The organism is Streptomyces saintjeani, assembly GCF_055409605.1.
In genome coordinates, this window is sequence record NZ_CP189624.1 from 323,242 (window position 1) to 336,763 (window position 13,522).

General features: G+C 71.9%; 15 protein-coding genes. 3 read left to right on the top strand and 12 right to left on the bottom strand.

The window, feature by feature from the left end; genetic code table 11:
• Nucleotides 1-10: 10 nt before the first annotated feature.
• A complete protein-coding gene (locus tag ACQCO7_RS01525; RefSeq protein WP_464070033.1) occupies nt 11-889 on the bottom strand; it encodes a helix-turn-helix transcriptional regulator in 879 nt (292 codons plus the stop codon).
• Nucleotides 890-1,132: 243 nt separating this feature from the next.
• Here ACQCO7_RS01525 and ACQCO7_RS01530 point away from each other — a divergent pair, with 243 nt between their 5' ends.
• Together ACQCO7_RS01530 and ACQCO7_RS01535 are read left to right on the top strand one after the other, a co-directional pair.
• Nucleotides 1,133-2,119, top strand: a complete 987-nt coding sequence (locus tag ACQCO7_RS01530) for an aldo/keto reductase (RefSeq protein ID WP_464070034.1) — start codon at nt 1,133-1,135, stop codon at nt 2,117-2,119.
• Between the two features lie 126 nt (nt 2,120-2,245).
• Nucleotides 2,246-3,253: an SMP-30/gluconolactonase/LRE family protein gene (locus ACQCO7_RS01535; protein ID WP_464070035.1), complete on the top strand. Its 1,008-nt coding sequence runs from the start codon at nt 2,246-2,248 to the stop codon at nt 3,251-3,253.
• A 332-nt stretch (nt 3,254-3,585) separates the two neighbouring features.
• Here the strand turns inward: ACQCO7_RS01535 and ACQCO7_RS01540 are convergent, their stop codons facing one another.
• From ACQCO7_RS01540 to ACQCO7_RS01555, 4 genes are all read right to left on the bottom strand, one after another.
• On the bottom strand, nt 3,586-3,900 hold the full coding sequence (locus ACQCO7_RS01540) for a VOC family protein (RefSeq protein WP_464070036.1): 315 nt from the start codon (nt 3,898-3,900) through the stop codon (nt 3,586-3,588).
• Between the two features lie 149 nt (nt 3,901-4,049).
• On the bottom strand, nt 4,050-4,799 hold the full coding sequence (locus tag ACQCO7_RS01545; protein WP_464070037.1) for a dienelactone hydrolase family protein: 750 nt from the start codon (nt 4,797-4,799) through the stop codon (nt 4,050-4,052).
• 171 nt (nt 4,800-4,970) lie between these two features.
• Nucleotides 4,971-5,282: a hypothetical protein gene (locus tag ACQCO7_RS01550; protein ID WP_464070038.1), complete on the bottom strand. Its 312-nt coding sequence runs from the start codon at nt 5,280-5,282 to the stop codon at nt 4,971-4,973.
• Nucleotides 5,279-5,464: a hypothetical protein gene (locus ACQCO7_RS01555; RefSeq protein ID WP_464070039.1), complete on the bottom strand. Its 186-nt coding sequence runs from the start codon at nt 5,462-5,464 to the stop codon at nt 5,279-5,281. Before ACQCO7_RS01555 ends, ACQCO7_RS01550 begins: the two co-directional genes overlap by 4 nt.
• Before the next feature lie 99 nt (nt 5,465-5,563).
• Here ACQCO7_RS01555 and ACQCO7_RS01560 point away from each other — a divergent pair, with 99 nt between their 5' ends.
• Nucleotides 5,564-7,144, top strand: a complete 1,581-nt coding sequence (locus ACQCO7_RS01560; RefSeq protein WP_464070040.1) for a TIGR03086 family metal-binding protein — start codon at nt 5,564-5,566, stop codon at nt 7,142-7,144.
• Nucleotides 7,145-7,176: 32 nt separating this feature from the next.
• Here the strand turns inward: ACQCO7_RS01560 and ACQCO7_RS01565 are convergent, their stop codons facing one another.
• The 7 genes from ACQCO7_RS01565 to ACQCO7_RS01595 form a co-directional block, all read right to left on the bottom strand.
• Entirely contained in the window at nt 7,177-7,836 is a 660-nt protein-coding gene (locus ACQCO7_RS01565) for an MSMEG_1061 family FMN-dependent PPOX-type flavoprotein (protein WP_464070041.1), read from the bottom strand.
• A gap of 175 nt (nt 7,837-8,011) precedes the next feature.
• Nucleotides 8,012-8,143 (bottom strand): hypothetical protein, encoded by a 132-nt coding sequence (locus tag ACQCO7_RS01570; RefSeq protein WP_464070042.1) that lies wholly within the window; start codon nt 8,141-8,143, stop codon nt 8,012-8,014.
• A 240-nt stretch (nt 8,144-8,383) separates the two neighbouring features.
• Nucleotides 8,384-9,166 (bottom strand): ABC transporter ATP-binding protein, encoded by a 783-nt coding sequence (locus ACQCO7_RS01575; protein ID WP_464070043.1) that lies wholly within the window; start codon nt 9,164-9,166, stop codon nt 8,384-8,386.
• 20 nt (nt 9,167-9,186) lie between these two features.
• Complete coding sequence (locus tag ACQCO7_RS01580) at nt 9,187-10,152, bottom strand: FecCD family ABC transporter permease (RefSeq protein WP_464070044.1); 966 nt, start codon at nt 10,150-10,152, stop codon at nt 9,187-9,189.
• A 56-nt stretch (nt 10,153-10,208) separates the two neighbouring features.
• Nucleotides 10,209-11,219: an ABC transporter substrate-binding protein gene (locus ACQCO7_RS01585; protein WP_464070045.1), complete on the bottom strand. Its 1,011-nt coding sequence runs from the start codon at nt 11,217-11,219 to the stop codon at nt 10,209-10,211.
• A gap of 72 nt (nt 11,220-11,291) precedes the next feature.
• A complete protein-coding gene (locus tag ACQCO7_RS01590) occupies nt 11,292-11,579 on the bottom strand; it encodes a hypothetical protein (protein WP_464070046.1) in 288 nt (95 codons plus the stop codon).
• Nucleotides 11,580-11,964: 385 nt separating this feature from the next.
• Complete coding sequence (locus ACQCO7_RS01595) at nt 11,965-13,485, bottom strand: glycoside hydrolase family 32 protein (protein ID WP_464070047.1); 1,521 nt, start codon at nt 13,483-13,485, stop codon at nt 11,965-11,967.
• Between the last annotated feature and the right edge of the window lie 37 nt (nt 13,486-13,522).

Below are 13,522 nucleotides of genomic sequence, written 5' to 3' on the forward strand. Positions count from 1 at the left end.
GGAGCCGGTGTCAGTGTTCGGTGCTGGGGTGTGCGGCGGGGGTGGTCTGCTTCTGGGTGGCGGCCCAGCTGGCCAGGAGCTTGAGGGCGTCAGCCGCCGGAGTGTCCGGGTCGGCGCTGTAGACGGTGAGGCAGAGTCCTCCCTCGCCGGGCAGGTCGAGGGACTCGTGGACGAGTTCCATGTCGCCGACCGCGGGGTGGTGGAACCGTTTGGTGCCCTCGGTGAAGACGTGGACGTCGTGGGCGCCCCACAGGGTGCGGAAGGCGTCGCTGCGGGTGGACAGTTCGCCGATCAGGTTCGACAGCTCGCGGTCGTAGGGGTCCTTGGCGACGGCGACCCGCAGGGCCCCGACCCCGTCGCGGGCCACGCGTTCCCAGTCGGGGTAGAAGCGGGTGGCGCGCGGATCGAGGAAGACGTAGCGGGCGTTGTTGGCGGGGTCCCGCTCAAGGGCCTCGTGGTGCAGGGCGCGGGCGAGCGGGTTGGCCGCCAGGATGTCCAGCCGGTTGTTGCGCACGTAGGCCGGCTGGTCGTGCAGCCCTTCGATGATGCGCAGCACGCTGGGCCGCACGGTGGGCGTCTTCGGGCGGCGGCGTACGCGGGGCGGGCCCGCGTTGGCCGCGCGGGCCAGGACGTGGAGGTGGTCGCGTTCGGTGTCGTCCAGGCGCAGGGCCTTGGCGAGGGCGTCCAGGACGCTGTCGGAGACCCCGCCGAGGTTGCCGCGTTCCAGGCGGGTGTAGTACTCGACGCTGACTCCGGCGAGCATCGCGACCTCGCCGCGGCGCAGCCCGGGAACCCGCCGCTGCCCGTACACCGGCAGGCCCGCCTGCTCGGGGGTGATCTTGGCGCGGCGAGACCTGAGGAATGCGCTGACTTCGTCCCGGTTGTCCATACGTCCAGCGTAGGAAAGCGAAGGGGCTGGTGGGGGTCCCTGCCAGTACCCCTCACCGCGTGGACTCCCTCGCACGGATGAAAGCCGGTTGTCTGGTTCTTGGTCGCAGAGGGCTTCCCCCTCCAGCCCTCTTGGACCGGCAGCGCCGCCCTCACCTCCGCCCTGGACCTGAGAACTCCGTCGCTCGCCGGTGCCTGGCTGCCGCTGACGGCGGCTGCGCAAGCCACTCAAAAGGAGATCGGAATGCACACACGTACGTTGGGCCAGGGCCTTGAGGTCTCGGCCATCGGCCTGGGCGCCATGGGCATGTCCCAGGGCTACGGCCCCAACCCCGGCAGCCGCGACGACATGATCGGCGTGCTGCGCGCCGCCGTCGACCGGGGCGTCACCTTCTTCGACACCGCCGAGGTCTACGGGCCGTACGTCAACGAGGAGTTGGTGGGCGAGGCGCTGGCCCCCGTGCGGGACCAGGTCGTCATCGCGACGAAGTTCGGGATGCGTATCGAGGATGGCGCGGTCGGCGGGGTCGACAGCCGTCCGGAGCGGATCCGGCGCGTCGCCGACGCCTCGCTGCGCCGCCTGCGCACCGACACCATCGACCTCTTCTACCAGCACCGTGTGGACCCCGACGTTCCCGTCGAGGAGGTCGCCGGGGCGGTGGGCGAACTCGTGCGGGCGGGCAAGGTGCGCCACTTCGGTCTGTCGGAGGCAGCGGCGGGCACGATCCGCCGTGCCCACGCCGTGCATCCCGTCACCGCGGTGCAGAGCGAGTACTCGCTGTGGACCCGCGATCCCGAGCCGGAGGTGCTGCCGACGCTGGCCGAACTCGGCATCGGCTTCGTGCCGTTCAGCCCGCTCGGCAAGGGCTTCCTCACCGGCACCGTCGACGCGGCCACCCACTTCGCCGAAGGCGACGTCCGGGGCACGATCCCGCGCTTCAGCGAGGACAACCGGACGGCCAACCAGGCACTGGTCGACCATGTCGCCGCGCTGGCCCGGGCCAAGGACGCCACCCCGGGGCAGGTCGCTCTCGCCTGGCTGCTCGCGCAGCGGCCGTGGATCGCCCCCATTCCTGGAACCCGCCGCATCGAGCGTGTCGAGGAGAACGCCGGGGCGACCCACGTCGGGCTGTCAGCAGATGAGTTGGCGGACCTTGACGCGCTGGCGTCGCGCGTCGGCGTACAGGGTGACCGCTACAACGAGACGCACATGGGCCTCGTGGGCAAGTAGGCCCTTCCCGTGTACGGGCCGTTCTGGTTCGCCGTGCGTGCCGCGCCCGGCACGTTCGACGCCGGCCGGCCATAGCCGTCGGCCCATCATCAAGCAGCACCCAAGCCCCCACAGGAGCCATCCCTCATGTCGAAGCGTTTCACCATCTATGCCGCGACAGCCGCCGTGACGGCAACCGTCCTCGTCTCGGCTCCGTCCGCATCCGCCGCCGGGCACCCTCCGAAGCCGGTCGTCACCCAGGTGAGGACCGTGGCCGAGTTCGACTTCGCCACCGGCGACGCGCCGGAGAACATCACCGTCAACCCGGACGGCTCCGTGACGCTTTCCATGCTGGGAGCCGTAGCGGGGAAGGCGCCGAGGCTGGTGAAGGTCACACCGTCCGGGCGTCGCACCACCCTCGCCACCGGGCATGAGGGGGATCGGATCACCGGCAACACGCGCGGCGGTGACGGCACCGTCTACTACAACGTGTGGTCCGACGACGCTTCCCGCTCCGGCGTGTGGAAGCTGCCGGTCGGCGGCAGCCCTCAGCGGCTGGCCGCACTGCCCACCGACGGGCTTCCCAACGGCCTGGCCCTCGACCCGGCCGGCCGGACCCTGTATGTCGCCGACAGTCTCAGGGGCACCGTCTGGACCGTACCCGCCTCGGGCGGCCGGGCGAGCGCCTGGCTGACCGGCCCGGCTCTCGCCCCCGCCCCGGACGCCTCGTTGAAGGTGGGTGTGAACGGCCTGCGCATCCACAACGGCGCCGTCTGGGTCACCAATTTCGACAAGGCGACGCTGGCCAGGATCCCGGTCACCGCCGACGGCGCCCCCGGCCGGATCACCACCGTGGCCGACAAGCTCACCAGCGTCGACGACTTCGCCTTCCTCGACGAGCACTCCGACGTGGTGTTCGCCGCGCAGAACGACCCGGCCGACAAGGTCACCGTGGTCCACCCCGACGGCACCACCAAGACCGTACTGACCGCGAAGGACGGACTCGCCTCGCCCACCTCCGTCGCGGTGAAGGGAAACCGGCTGTACATCACCAACGCCGGCCTCGACGCGCCCCACGACTCCCGCCTCCAGCGCGGGACCGTCAACCTCGGCCAACGGGACACGTCGCCGGTCGGCGCGACGACGTGTCCATGAGCATGGACGGCGTGGACGTCCTGCGCGTCGGCGACGGGAAGATCGTCGAGGCGTGGCTCTTCTCCGCCGGCCGGGCCGCCGAGGACGCCTTCTGGGGCGAGTTGGCGACCTCGTCCAGTTCGAGATCGAGCTGGGGAACGGCGTCGACGCACGGTTGCAGGCCGCGCACGGCCTCCCCTCACCTCGTTCGAGGGTTACTGCCGCCGGCGCTCCTCCCTCATCGAACTCACCCCCGGGGGACGGCGGTTGACGGACGCGGCGCAGAGGGACTTCGAGGCGGAAATGGAAGCAACTTCCCAGGATGGATGTTCCGTACTCTCGCCGCCTCGCCGTCAGGACGCGTGGACCTCGACCGTGCGGCCGTCCGGGTCGGTGAGCAGGTGGCGGCCCGGGGACAGTGGCGGTGCGGCGGTCGCGCCGTCGATCGCGAGGCCCAGCCGGAGGGCGTCGGTCCGGCGGTCCGGGCGGGCGGGGTAGAGCTCGAAGACCGTGCCGTCGTCGAGGACGGCGGCGTAGTGGTCGGGGCCCTGGCCGTGGCGCTCCGGTATGAAGCGCAGGCCGAGGTTCTCGTAGAAGCGGCGGCACTCGTCCAGTTGGGGTGTGTACAGCACCAGCAGCGTCACGCGGGCCGAGTTCGAGTTGCTCATGAGGTGGTGGGTCCTCTTGCTGGGGGACTTCCGTGATCCCCTAGTCTCAACCCTCCGGCGATCAGCGCGTACGGCCCTGGCGGCGGGCCCTGTCGGGAGGGGTCGCCGCCAGAGCCTCATGTCAGGCGGTGCTTGTGAGAGCGCTCACCTCAGGTCGCGCTCCCTTCTAGCAGCGCCCCCTTCAGGTGGCGGCCGTAGAAGCGGTCGCCGTCCTCCAACTCGAACCACGGGGTGCCGGTGTGGCCGCCCAGGTTGGCGTGGAGTGTCTTCTGTTCGCTGCCGAACGCGTCGAACAGGTCCAGGGCACGCTCGCGGGGATTGCCCTCGTCGTCCCACTGGAGCAGGAGCAGCAGGGGGACGGTGACCTTCCGGGCCTCCTCGCGCTGAGCGTGGGGGACGTATCCCCCGGCGAAAAGGCCGACGGCCCGGATGCGGGGGTCGGTCGCCGTGAGGTGGATGCCGAGGGCGGCCCAGCCGGAGTAGCCGACCGGGCCGTCGATGCCGGGGAGGGCGAGGAGGGCGTCCAGGGTGGCCAGCCATTCGGGGGCGGCGTCGGTGACCAGGGGTCCGACGAGGGACTCGAAGGCGTCGTCGGCCGGTTCGCCCGCCCGCATCGCCCGGCGGATCTCGGCGCGGGCCTGTTCGGCGGCGGCCGGCCGGGGGCGGTCGCCGCAGCCGGCGGCGTCGATGGAGGCCACCGCGTAACCGCGGGCCGCCGTGTAACGGGCCCTCGCCACCAGCCGGTCCTGCTTGCGGGACATGCCGTTGTTGTGGGCCATGAGGATCAGCGGGAGCGGCTGCGCGAAGTCCGGCGTCCACAGGGTGCCGGGGGTCTCGCCGAGGGTGAAGTCACGTTCGAGGACGCCGTCGTCGAGGCGCTGCTCGGAGATGAACTGCATGGGTCAAGCCTTTCGGGAGTACACGACGGCGCTCCCGGACGATCTATCGCCCGACCGTGACCCCGGAGGGGAGCACCCATGTCGATACAGCGTCCACGGGTACCACCTCCTCGTTCTCTCGCACGGCCACCGGAAACCTAACAGGGGCCGCGCGGTCCGCCAACGGGTTTTCTACAGGTCGAGCACCGCGCGCAGGGCGTTGTCCACGAGTTCCTGCTGTTCGGGTCCGATGTTGCCGTGCGGCGTGCCGGTCTCGAAGCGCGTGGCGGCCAGCTGGAGGAGGTTGACGGCGACGAGGGAGGCGTCGACCGGCGTGGTCAGGCGCACGCTCATCGCCGTATCCGGGTGGTGCGCGGGCGCGTGGAGCACCACGGCGACGACGGCGCCGTACGCCTCGGCGAGGCCGTCGAGGCTGACGACGAGAACAGTGCGGGTGCCTTTGCCGGTGTCGACGTCCCAGACGTCGCCCTTGCGGACGGTCACAGGGCGTCGCCCTCGCCCGCGAGGTCGAGGGGCGCGAGGGAGGCGAGCGTGCGGGCGGCGTCGAGCGTCATCTGGCGGCGTACGGCGCGGACGATGTAGTCGTTCAGCGAGGGGGCACCGGCGGCGGCGTCCCGCAGCGGCTTGTCCATGGCGTCGGGGATGCGCAGGGTGATGGCGGTCATGACACCGAATCTAGTGGCAGAGGTGCCGTCACGGAAGCGGGTCTTCCCCGTCGGCGGCTGCTTGACTCTCCCACGGAGGGAGAGTCGAGGGTGGAGCACATGCGCGAGGACGACACGTCGGGGCCCACATGGGGCATCGGGGCCGTGGCACGGCGGACCGGGCTGCCGGTCAAGGTGGTCAGGCACTGGTCCGACGTGGGCATCGTGACCCCGGTTCGCCGGACCGCCGGCGGCTACCGCCAGTACGACACCGCCGGTGTGGCCCGGCTCCGGATGGCCCGCACCCTGCGGGACCTGGGGATGGGGCTCGGCGCGATCCGGGCCGCGCTGGATCGCGAGGGCGGGCTCTCGGAGGTGGCCGCGGCCCACGCCGAGGCGCTGGAGGCACAGATCCGCCGACTGCGGACCCACCAGGCCGTCCTGCGCGCCGTCACCCGCCGTACCACTCACGAAGGACTCGCTCTGATGACCCGTACCGCCCGCATGTCCCCCGACGAACGCCGCGAGCTGGTCCACGACTTCCTCACCGCCACCCTCGGCGATCTGGACGTGCCCGACTTCCGCGAGGGGCTCCTCGCGGCCGGCTCCGAGCTGCCGGAGGATCCCACCGACGAACAGGTCGAGGCGTGGCTGGAGCTGGGTGAGCTGGTCGCCGGTGACGAGCTGCGGGCCGCCATGCGGCGCATGGCCGAGTACGCCGCTCGTCAGGGGCGGGGAGTGCGGGATCCCGGCGCGGCGGCGGAGATGCGCGCGCTCACCGACACCTGGACCGCACGCGTCCGCGAGGCGATACGGACCGGCATCGCGGCGGACTCTCCGGCCGCCGATCCGGTCGTCGCGGGTATCGTCGCCGCCTGGCTGCCCAGCCGCGCGAACACCGACCCGGCCGTGACCGCCGACGGTCCCGGCGCCCGTGGGCTCCTGCGCGAGCAGCTCACCGCCGCGGCCGAGCCCGCCGCCGAGCGCTTCTGGCATCTGCTGTGCGTCCTCGGTGGCCGGCCCGTGCCCGCCGGGATCGCCGAGGAGGGCCGGTGGCTCGTCACCGCCCTGCTCACCAACCCCGCGCCGGGCGCGCGCGACGCCCGGCTCGAAGCCCTCTACGCCGACGACAGCGACCCCTGGCCGGGGGGTGTGCTGGAGGCTTTCGTCCGCGTCCAGGACACCGTCGGCACGCTCGTACGCGCGGCGGGGCCGGACCGGTTCGGCCTGCCCACCCCCTGTGCGGACTGGACCGTACGGGATCTCCTCGACCACCTGGTGTGGGAGAACCTCGTCTGGGGCGCGCTGGCTCAGGGCACGTCTCCCAGCGTCGGCCACGCCGAGGACCACCTCGGCGACGACCACGTCACCGCCTTCGCGACCGCCGCCGCCACGGCGCGCGCCGCCTTCCGGCAGCCCGGCATGCTGACCCGCTCCTTCGGCCCCGCCCCCGGTCGCCGTGTGGTCGAGCAGCTCCTCGTCGAACTCCTCGTGCACGGCTGGGACCTCGCGACGGCCCTCGGCCACGGCCACGACCTGGAGCCCGACATCGCGCGCGCCGCCCTGCCGGTGGTCCGGGAGATCTACGGCGGCCTGCCCCGTGCCGTCGGCGGGTCCCTCGCGCCGGCACAGCCCGCCCCCGAACACGCCCCGGCCCTCGACCGGGTGGCGGCGTTCCTGGGCCGACCGCTGCGGCCGTAGGCCGTGGAGCCCGCCGTTTCATGGACGCGGTGTCACTCGTAGCGGTACTTCAGGGAGTCCGCTTCCGCCTGCTGGATGTCCGCGATCGTCAGGTCCGGGTTGCGCAGCTGGGCCAGGGTGACCTCCGCCGAGGTGGGCTGCGCGTCCGCCGGGAGCCAGGCGTCCGGTTTCCATGCCGAGCTGCGCAGGAGGGCCTTGGGGCAGTGGGGGTAGACCGCCTCGATGCCGATGACCAGGGCGCTGGCGGGCGGTTTGCCCACGGCGGTGAGCTGGGACAGCAGGTCGGGGCGGGTGGAGACGCAGGCCCGGCCGTTGACCCGGAGGGTCGTGGTGCGCCCGGGGATGACGAACAGGAGCCCGGCGCGGCCGGTGGCGATGACGTTGTGCAGGGTGTCGAGGCGCTTGTTGCCGGTCGCGTCCGGTATCGCGAGGGTCCGGTCGTCCAGGACGGAGACGAACCCGGCGGGGCCGCCGCGCGGCGAGACGTCGCAGTTGCCCTCGGCGTCCGCGCTGGCGATCATCACCAGCGCGGCGCAGCCGATCAACCGCCGCGTCTGCTCGGTGAGTTCGGTCATCTCCTTGCGCCTGGCCGCGTCTCCGGGGTCTTCGTAGGCCAGGCGCAACGCCTCGGTGTCGCGTACGGCGTCGAGGCTGAGGGAGTCGAAGGCGGTGCCGGTGAGCGATGTCGTCATGCCGTCGACCCTAGGCGGTGCCGGCGATCTTCGCGGAGGGGTTTACGCGGGGCGTTCGCGCGGGGAGTTCACGCCCCGCCAACCGCTCCGGCCGCCGACCGCCGTCCCCGGGCCCACGCCCACGCCCACGCCCACGCCCACGCCCACCGGGCCAACTGCCGCCCCGAACCCCCGCCTACCGCGCCAACCGCCGCCCCCCGAACCCACCCGCCCCGGTCGCCTCCTTCCACCAGGTCTCCAGCGCCGTCCGGTCGAACGTCCGCCAGTTCGGCGTCTCCGTGACCAGCGCCTGCCCGAGCGTCCACACCGGTGCGGACGCCCCCCCTCGGGCACCCGGCGGCTCAAGTCCTGCCAGAGGGAACCCCAGTTGTAGGTGCGGAAGGGGAAGGGCATGACGACTGCGTCGATGTACCCGGCGGACTCCGGTTCCGCGTACCGATCGTTGTGCACGGCGGCCCCGACCCCGCGCTCGGCCATCCGGCCCGAGGCACGCTCGTACACCGTGATCTCCCCAGACCCCACCCGCCAGCCACGTGGTTGCAGTGGATCACGCCCCCTGCGCCAGCGGCTGCGCCGCGTACGTGATCCGTACGACGCCGTCCGTGTGCCGTTCCGTCGTCGCGTGGACGCCGAAGACGTCCGCGAGGATCTCCGGGGTGAGGACCTCCAGGACCGGGCCCGCCGCGACGACGGAACCGGCGTTCAGGACCACCACGTGGTCGCAGAGGCGGGCCGCGAGGTCGAGGTCGTGGAGGACCGCGAGGGTGGTGATGCCGGTGGTGCGGATGAGGTCGAGGAGTTCGAACCGGGCGCGGATGTCGAGGTGGTTGGTGAGTTCGTCCAGGACCAGGAGGTCCGGGTTCTGGGTCAACGCCCTTGCCAGGAGGGTTCGTTGGCGTTCGCCGCCGGACAGGGAGGGGTAGGGGCGGTCCGCGTACGGGCGTACGCCGCAGCGGTCGATCGCGTCGTCCACGGCTCGTCGGTCCTCGGCGCCGTCGCGGGTCAGGAGGCCATGGTGGGGGCTGCGGCCGAGGGCGACGATCTCCCTGACCGTCAGGCCGGTCGTGTTGCCCGCGGTGTCCTGGAGGACGGCGGCGGTACGGCGGGCCGCGGCTCGGGGCGTCAGGGACCAGACGTCGTCCTCGCCGACCCGGACCACTCCCCCGGCGGGGCGCAGGGAGCGGTAGACGGTCCGCAACAGGGTTGATTTTCCACTGCCGTTGGGGCCGATCAGGCCGACGATGTCGCCCTTGTGGGCCGCCAGGGTGACGCCGTGGAGGATCGGGGTGCGGTCGAGGGTGACGTGGAGTCCTTCGACGGTGAGTTTCATCGGTCCAGCTCCCGGTTCCATCAGTCCAGCCCCTTGTTCCGCCGCAGCAGCCACAGGAAGAACGGCGCGCCCAGCAGCGCGGTCAGAATCCCCAGCGGCAGTTCGTTGGGCCGGCTGAGCGTGCGGGACAGCAGGTCCACCAGGACCAGGTACACCGCGCCCAGCAGCGCCGTCAGCGGCAGCAGCCTGCGGTGGTCCGCGCCGAGCGTGAGCCGGACCAGGTGCGGGATCATCAGGCCGACGAAACCGATGCTGCCCGCGACGGCGATGACGGTCCCGGTGAGGAGCGCGCACAGGACCAGGAGGACCGCCCGCAGCCGGTTGACGTCGACGCCGAGCGCCGTGGCGGACTCGTCGCCGGCCAGCAGGACGTTCAGGCGGCGGCCGAACAGCGCCAGCAGGACCGTCGTGGCGAGGACGACGACCGCGACCGTGGGGACCTGGTCCCACTCCGCGCCCGCGACGCTGCCCAGCATCCAGAACATCACCGTCCGCAGCTCGGTCGGTGACGCCTGGAGCTGGACGAAGCTGGTCGCGGACAGCAGGACGTACCCGACGGCGACCCCGGCGAGGACCAGCCGGGTCGGGGCGAGGCGCCCTTGTCGCCGGCCGAGCGCGAAGACCACCGCCCCGGCGGCGACCGCCCCGAGGAACGCCGCCCCCGACACCCCGAGCCCGGCGAGCGCGGCGCCCCCGCCGAGGGTGATGACGAGGACCGCGCCGAGCGTGGCGCCGTAGGAGAAGCCGAGGACGATGGGGTCGGCGAGCGGGTTGGAGACGACGGTCTGGAGGACCGCGCCGCAGACGGCGAGCCCGGCGCCGACGAGGGCGGCGAGCAGGACGCGCGGGGTGCGGAAGGTCCAGACGATCTGGTCGAGGGCCGGATCGGAGGGCGGGGTGCCGGCGCCGGTGACGTGGTGGAGGACGATCGTCCAGACGTCGCCGACGGGGACGGTGACGGCGCCGACGCTGATGCCGAGGATCATCGAGGCGGCCAGCGCGAACGTCAGGAGCGTGCCCGCCAGCGCGGCCCGGTGCCGTGTCAGAACGCCTCCGGGTGCAGCGTCCTGGCGATCTTCTCCACGGCCAGGTCGTTGCTCGGGCCGAGGTACATCGAGTCGGACAGTGTCACGTACGTCTTGCTGCGCGCGGCCGGCCACTGGGGGAACTCCTTGAGCAGTTTCTCGGCGTAGGCCGCCGGGTTCGGGTCGTTGTAGGCGATGACGACGAGCGCGTCCACGCCGGTCGCGGCGGCCTTCTCCTTGCTGAGGTCGGCGAAGGTGGTCGAGGCGGCGTTCGCGAAGGCGTTGGTGGCGCCGGCCTTGGCGAGGATGTCGTTGAAGATGCCCCGGGAGACGACCGAGCTGAAGTCGTCGGTGCCCATGGACATGTTGGAGAAGAGGACCATGACGTTCGGCTTCTTCTTCGCCGCGACTTTCGCCGTCACGGACGCGATGTGTGCCTGCGAGGCGGTGATCAACTGCTCGGCCCTGCCGGGGACGCCGAAGGTCTTCCCCATGTCGCGCAGGAGCCGATAGCTGTCGGCGACGGTCATCTTCGACGGGTCCTGGTCGCAACCCGCCGGTGAGACATAGCTGTTGGCGCCGACCGTCCTCAACTGGTCGCGCGTGGCGAAGCCGTTCTTCTCCTCGAAGCCGTACGAGGTGACGGACAGGACGAGGTCGGGGCGCAGGGCGAGCATCGACTCGCGGGGGATGTCGTAGGCGTCGTTCGGTTTCACGTTCCCGGTGGGCAGCGCCTTGATCTCGGCGGCCCGGCCCGGGACTTCGGAGGCGCCGTAGCTCTGTTGGCTGGCGACGATCCGGTCCTTCAGGCCGAGGGCGAGGAGGGTGGAGACCTCTGCGACGGAGGCGCCGTTCATGACGACGACCCGGCGCGGGGACTTCGTGAACGTCACCTCCTGCCCGCAGTTGGTCAGGGTCACCGGGTAGCCGGCTTCCGCCGTACCGCCCGCCCGCTCCTCGGCGGGCGACGCGCCGCACGCCGCCGTGAGCAGGCACAGCGCGGCGGCGACCGGCCGTTTGATCGACATGGGGGCTCCTTGCTCGATGTGTTCCGGTGCAGTAGTCGGGCGCCGGGGCCGGTCAGTTCCCGCGAACACGCGTCAACTTCCCTGCACGCAAGATGCCTTGATGCCGACGAGCAGGGCCGAGCGAGCGCGGGAGCGTACGGTCCCGACGGGGCAGCCGGCGACCGTGCGGCGGGCGATGGACAGCAGCCGGGTACGGGCGCAGGCGCGGCCATTGAAACGGTGCAGGCTGCCGAAGGCACGCGCGAAGGGCCCCTCGTCGACGAGGTGGGTGACGAAACGCAGGACGTCGCCGTGGAGCGCGCGAACGAAGCACTCGGCCGCGTGGTCACCGCACGTCGCGGGCAGGGAAGAAGCGATCACGTGATGCCCCGCTCGGGCCTCGAACGGATGCGCCGCGCCGACTCGGCCACGGCGGTGCACGGGACGCGGAGCCGCCCCGGTGGTTCCGGCCGCCTCAGAAGGTGGCGGCACCCGTGGGCGGTCCCCGGGAGGTGACGGGCCGGTGCCGGGGCGCGGGCGGGTGGTACAGGGCGGGGACGGCGAGGAGCATCCGCAGGGGTGCGGCGAGGCGGACGGCTACGGCCGACAGGAGCCGGAAGAAAGCACGCCCCTCCCCGCAGACACGAGGCCCTGCGCCTCGGCGAACGTCTCATGGAGTACGACCTGCACGGCGACCACACCCGAGACGATCACCCCACTCCCCCGCTCCCGCCCGGCCAACCCTCACCCCACCGGGCGCTCGCGATCACACCCGGAACTCCCGGATCACGGTGTCCCGGAACACGGCGGGGCCGCCGATGGTGAACAGGGCGAGCCCCGTGTCGGAGGGGTCGGGGAAGACCTCGGTCGTGTGCGTGTACCGCCCGTCGCCGACGAACATCTCGACGGACGTCCGGTCGACGAGGATGCGCAGCGAGACCGTGCCGGTGGACAGGTCGTACGGCGTACGGCTCTCCAGCCAGCGGTCGGAGGGGCTGACGGTGTAGCCCCGGTTGACGAAGGCGTAGTCCCCGTAGACGCCCGCGTCGATGTGCCGCGCGCCGTCCGGGGAGCGCCTCAACTGCACGCCCGCACCGGCGAGTTGGTCCCAGGCAACAGTGCAGGTCAGTTCGTACGCCGTACCGGTGTAGGGGAGCAGCCGCGAACCGTCGACGGTGAGATCGCCGAGGTCGACCTCGCGGGACACGTACCGGTCGAGCGCCGCCACGGGCTGGGACGCCAGGTGGTACGCCCCCGACGCGTCGCGCCGTAGCCGCACCTCGCGGACGATGGAGTCGGTCCCGTTGAACCCGTCGCACTCGATCGTGGGTGTCGTGCCCGCGTAGTCCCAGTGGTTCAGCCACCCGATCGCGTGCCGGACCGCCGGATCGAGCACCCCGTCCGCGTCCCGCTTCTCGAAGGTGACCGCCGCGTACCAGTCCCAGCCGTGGTCCAGCCACTGCGGATCGGGCGCGTCGGCGGTGAAGGCGGTCCCGTCGAAGGACCCCGTCCAGTACGCGTACGTGCTGGGCAGCCCGGCCCCCTTGCCGTTGGCGCTGACGCCGAGGACCCATTTCCAGGTCCCGTCGTCCGCCCTGATCCGGAACAGGTCGGGGCACTCCAGCACCCCGATGCCGCCCTTGACGAACCCGCCGACGTACGCCCACGACTTGAGGTCGGCCGAGTGGTAGAACCCCACCTTGTCGTTCTCGGCGAGCAGCATCACCCACCGCCCGCGCTCCTCGTCGCGGATCACCTTGGGATCGCGGAAGTCCCGTACACCGGGGTTCGCGAGGACGGGCGCCGTCCCGTGGTTGGTGAAATGCCGGCCGCCGTCGGTGGAGTAGTACAGGTACTGCGCCTGCGTGACGTCGTCGGGCGCCATGGTGGCGAGGACGATCACCGCGCCCGCCCCGAACCCCGCCGTGTTCTGCGTGTCGACGACCGCCGAGCCGGACCAGACGTCGCCGTTCGGGGTGGTGTCCTTCGGTACGGCGATGCCCCGGTCGGTGAAGGTGACGAGGTCGGTGCTGGTGGCGAGGCGCCAGGCGGTCCCGGCGGCGGTGCCGCCGGTCGAGTAGTCGGGGTTGTAGAGGTAGTAGTAGTGGTACTCGCCGTCGATCCACAGGGGCCGCTGGGGGTCGTTCATCCACTGGTCGGGGACGGTGAAGTGGTACGCGGCGCGGTAGCTGCCCGCGCACGCGGCGGCCAGCGCGGGACCGGGCCGCAGCACAAGCCCTGCGGCCGAGGCCACCAGCAGCGACCGTCTCGACAAAAACCTGGGCATCACACGGCTCCCTCCCCCGACTCCGTCGTCAGGATGG

What these genes read in the sequence shown, in the direction of transcription:
- ACQCO7_RS01545 (WP_464070037.1), bottom strand. Translation starts at nt 4,799, where the DNA reads ATGCAGTTCATCTCCGAGCAGCGCCTCGACGACGGCGTCCTCGAACGT.
- ACQCO7_RS01535 (WP_464070035.1), top strand. Translation starts at nt 2,246, where the DNA reads ATGTCGAAGCGTTTCACCATCTATGCCGCGACAGCCGCCGTGACGGCA.
- ACQCO7_RS01540 (WP_464070036.1), bottom strand. Translation starts at nt 3,900, where the DNA reads ATGAGCAACTCGAACTCGGCCCGCGTGACGCTGCTGGTGCTGTACACA.
- ACQCO7_RS01530 (WP_464070034.1), top strand. Translation starts at nt 1,133, where the DNA reads ATGCACACACGTACGTTGGGCCAGGGCCTTGAGGTCTCGGCCATCGGC.
- ACQCO7_RS01585 (WP_464070045.1), bottom strand. Translation starts at nt 11,219, where the DNA reads ATGTCGATCAAACGGCCGGTCGCCGCCGCGCTGTGCCTGCTCACGGCG.
- ACQCO7_RS01575 (WP_464070043.1), bottom strand. Translation starts at nt 9,166, where the DNA reads ATGAAACTCACCGTCGAAGGACTCCACGTCACCCTCGACCGCACCCCG.
- ACQCO7_RS01595 (WP_464070047.1), bottom strand. Translation starts at nt 13,485, where the DNA reads ATGCCCAGGTTTTTGTCGAGACGGTCGCTGCTGGTGGCCTCGGCCGCA.
- ACQCO7_RS01560 (WP_464070040.1), top strand. Translation starts at nt 5,564, where the DNA reads ATGCGCGAGGACGACACGTCGGGGCCCACATGGGGCATCGGGGCCGTG.
- ACQCO7_RS01580 (WP_464070044.1), bottom strand. Translation starts at nt 10,152, where the DNA reads ATGATCCTCGGCATCAGCGTCGGCGCCGTCACCGTCCCCGTCGGCGAC.
- ACQCO7_RS01555 (WP_464070039.1), bottom strand. Translation starts at nt 5,464, where the DNA reads ATGACCGCCATCACCCTGCGCATCCCCGACGCCATGGACAAGCCGCTG.
- ACQCO7_RS01525 (WP_464070033.1), bottom strand. Translation starts at nt 889, where the DNA reads ATGGACAACCGGGACGAAGTCAGCGCATTCCTCAGGTCTCGCCGCGCC.
- ACQCO7_RS01565 (WP_464070041.1), bottom strand. Translation starts at nt 7,836, where the DNA reads ATGACGACATCGCTCACCGGCACCGCCTTCGACTCCCTCAGCCTCGAC.